The sequence below is a fragment of the Emticicia sp. genome, from assembly GCF_049241225.1.
GTDB lineage: Bacteria > Bacteroidota > Bacteroidia > Cytophagales > Spirosomataceae > Emticicia.
This window is the reverse complement of record NZ_JBMLRC010000484.1, coordinates 1-3843: the sequence shown is the minus strand read 5'-3', so window position 1 is coordinate 3843 and position 3843 is coordinate 1. Positions and strand designations below refer to the sequence as shown.

General features: G+C 40.5%; 2 protein-coding genes. Both read left to right on the top strand.

Going from position 1 to position 3843, the window contains the following annotated elements:
• The first annotated feature begins 78 nt into the window (after positions 1–78).
• Positions 79–2256 (top strand): TonB-dependent receptor family protein, encoded by a 2178-nt coding sequence (locus ACOVO2_RS25365; protein WP_421772664.1) that lies wholly within the window; start codon positions 79–81, stop codon positions 2254–2256.
• Positions 2257–2454: 198 nt separating this feature from the next.
• Positions 2455–3840, top strand: a complete 1386-nt coding sequence (locus tag ACOVO2_RS25360; protein WP_421772663.1) for a vanadium-dependent haloperoxidase — start codon at positions 2455–2457, stop codon at positions 3838–3840.
• Positions 3841–3843 lie beyond the last annotated feature (3 nt).

Here is a 3843-nt window from a genome sequence, read left to right as displayed (position 1 = left end):
CATCAAAAACGTGGTGCTAATTGCCTCGGCATATACAGTTTATCAAGTTCGAAATCAGTACAAATAATTCGCTATACCATGAAAATCAAATATATATTTCTGTTAATATTTTTGTGTAAAGCTGCTTATTCGCAAAAAAAGGATGACTCCACAAAAGTACTGAATCTGAAAGAAGTACAGGTTCGAGAACAACAATTCAAATTTAATATTCAGAGTCTTCCTACCACCAAAGGAACATTTCTTTACGGTGGAAAAAAGACCGAAATGATAAATGTGCAAGGTTTAGATGCCAATATTGCCGAAAAAACTCCTCGACAAATATTTGCAAAAGTGCCAGGCGTTTTTGTTTATGACATGGACGGTTCGGGCAATCAGATAAACATTTCTACTCGTGGGCTCGACCCACACCGTGGCTGGGAGTTTAATATCCGTAAAGATGGAATCATTACTAATTCCGATATTTATGGCTATCCAGCCAGCCACTATTCTATGCCAATGGAAGCCATTCAAAATATTGAGTTGGTACGTGGAACTGGTTCACTACAATATGGCTCACAGTTTGGTGGAATGCTCAATTATGTAGCAAAACAGGGCGATTCGACCAAAGTTTTTGATTTTGAAAGTACTAATAGCGTAGGCTCGTTTGGTTTATTAAGTACCTATAATGCCGTTGGCGGACAAGTCGGGAAGGTGAATTATTATGCTTATTACAGCAAACGGATTTCTGATGGCTACCGTGATAATAGTAGTAGTGACTACGCTGCTTTTTCGGCACAAATTACTTATCGACCAACCGAGAAACTTTCAATAAAAGCCGATTTATCGCATTCAAAATACGTTTTTCAGTTGGCAGGCCAGCAGACTGATGCCATGTTTGCGGCAAATCCGAGAGTAGCTACTCGTTCGAGAAATTTTTATAGTCCAGATATTTATGTGCCATCAGTTTCGTTCAATTGGTCTTTGGGAAATCGCACCAAACTTTCGTGGGTTACATCGGCCATTTTGGGTAGCCGAAGTAGTGTGTTGTTTGATAGAACCGCCGATGTTATTGATAAAATAGACCCTGTTACGCTTCAATATGCCAACCGCCAAGTGGATATTGATAATTATCATAGTTACACATCCGAGCTACGTGTTTTGCACGAATACCGAGTTGGCAAACTGCCGTCAGTTTTAGTAGGAGGGATACAACTGATGAACAACGATTTGCACCGTCGTCAGCAAGGAAAAGGCACAACGGGCAGCGATTTTGACCTGAGTATTACAGGAAATTGGGGGCGTGATTTGCGTTTTAAAACCCAGAATATTGCCTTTTTTGTAGAAAATCGTATTTATCTCACGCCAAAATTGGCGGTTTCACCAGGTTTCAGAATCGAATCGGGCGAGTCAGTGATGTCGGGAATGATTAGCTATTATGATGCTTCAAAATTTCCCGATGCCATTCCGCACCGTTTTCCGTTGTTCGGCTTAACTGCTGATTATCAGCTTTCTACTAATCAAAATCTTTATGCTGGTTTCTCGCAAGCGTATCGTCCAGTGATTTTTAAAGATATTATTCCTGCGTCTATTTACGAAAAATCTTCTGATAATCTGAAAGATGCCAGCGGATATAACTTGGAAGCGGGCTATAAAGGAAATTTTGAAAAACTAAGACTCGAACTAACGTATTTTCAGTTGCTTTACAAAAACCGACTCGGAACTTTGGCACAAACTGACGAAAACGGAGCTTTCCAAATTTTACGTACCAATATCGGAGATTCATTTACGAAAGGCTTGGAAATGTTTGCAGAGTATTACGTCAGAATCAACGCAAAAGCTAATTTCTCGGTTTTTACCTCAAATTCACTGATGGATGCTCGATATTTGAATGCTGAGATTCGTTCGGGCGAAAAAAATGTGAGTATCAAAGGAAATTTTGTGGAAAGCACCCCGCAAGTTATTAGTCGCAATGGTCTAACCTTCCGACTCAGAAAGTTAAGTCTTACGAGTTTGTTTAGTTATACCGCCAAAAGCTACGCCGATGCCCTCAATACCGTACAGCCATCGGCCAACGGGAGCGTCGGACTTGTGCCTGCTTATGGCATCTTAGATTTCAACGCTACCTACCGAATTTCGAGCAAGCTTTTGCTCAAGTTCAACCTCAATAATGCTACCGACAAACAGTATTTTACGAAGCGTCCGCAGTTCTATCCTGGTCCAGGCATTTGGGCATCCGATGGGCGTGGATTCAACCTTACAGTTTCTACTCGTTTTTAAGCATTTATGGCATAAAAATTGTAATTAAAATTACAAGGAATCGCTTAGTTAAATTAGGCGATTCCTTGTAAGATAGTTGCATAATTTATGCTTGTAAATGGCTGTTTTTCAGTTGTTTATGTTTTTGTGCTTATGTATTCTATTTGCAGTGTAATATAATTTCCTAATGAAGTTTAAAAGAGAATAATTATGAAAAAAATGGAGTCTTTACTAATAAATCTGAAGGTCAAAGCTCGCCAATTTGGATTGTCAATTTTTCTTGTCTTATTGGTGGTTTCTTGTAAAGATAAATCGCTCGAAGACCCTACACCAATTGCCTCAAAAAGTATTAAAGAATACGATGTGAGCCTGTCAATCAAATGGGCAGATATGACACTGAAATTATTGCGAACAACCGCCGCCCAAACCCCGCCAGTGGCCGCTCGTGCCTTAGGTTATGTTGGTCTTACGATGTACGAATCAGGTGTTTACGGAATGCCCGATAACCAGTCTTTGCAAGGGCAAATCACTTGGCTCACGACGCTTCCAAAACCCGATTTGAGTAAGAAATACAACTGGGCATTATCGGTCAATGCTGCTCAGCATCAGATACTTAGCGATTTGTTTTCGACTACTACAGAAGCAAACAAAAAAACGCTTGATTCGTTAAAGAATACTTTAGAAACTGCTTTGATTAGTGGTGACGATACAACGGTTGTCAATCGTTCGAAATCTTTTGGTGTGAGTATCGCCAAAGCCATTTGGGAATATTCAAAAACCGATGGTGGACACGAGGGTTTCAAGAATAATTTTCCTGCCGATTATAAAGTGCCAGTGGGTATTGGTTATTGGGAACCAACCGAAAACGGTAGAAAGATTCCGATGCTACCTTCTTGGGGCAAAAATCGCACATTTGCGGCAGCTAATGGGGCCTTGCCAGTACCGAAATTACCCAAAAGTCCATCGTATCGTGAAAACAGCGATTTCTTTAAAGAATACAAAGATGTTTATCAAAAAAATAAGATTTTGACTCAGGAGGAAAAAGAAATTTCTGTTTGGTGGGCTGACGACCCAAGCGAAACTTTCACTCCGCCCGGACACTCATACTCGTTGGCAAAAATTGCAACGCTTACAAGTAAAGCAAAATTAGACCAAGCTATCGAAGCATTTGCCAAAACGGGGTTGGCGGTAGCCGATGCGTTCATTTTATGTTGGAAAGCAAAATATACGTACATGAATGTCCGCCCGTACACCTATATTCGTCAGACCGTTGACCCAACTTGGATTCCGTTTTGGCCAGCACCTCCGTTTCCGGGTTTTCCTTCAGGACATTCTACGCAATCAGCAGCTGCGGCAATGGCTCTAGAGAGTGTTTTCGGAACAAACTTTGAATTTACCGATACTTCATGGGAAGGACGCCCGAAAGATACTAAACGTAATGTAGAGTTTAAGCCTCGTAAATTAAAATCATTTTGGGCTGCTGCCGAAGAGTCTGCTTTATCTCGTTTTTACGGTGGAATCCATACAAACATGGATAATTCGGTTGGTTTAGCTGAAGGTAAGAAAATAGGTACTAATATTGTGCAGTTGAAATTCAAAAAATAAGAA

Coding starts and splice junctions, on each gene's coding strand:
- ACOVO2_RS25365 (WP_421772664.1), top strand. CDS start 79: ATGAAAATCAAATATATATTTCTGTTAATATTTTTGTGTAAAGCTGCT.
- ACOVO2_RS25360 (WP_421772663.1), top strand. CDS start 2,455: ATGGAGTCTTTACTAATAAATCTGAAGGTCAAAGCTCGCCAATTTGGA.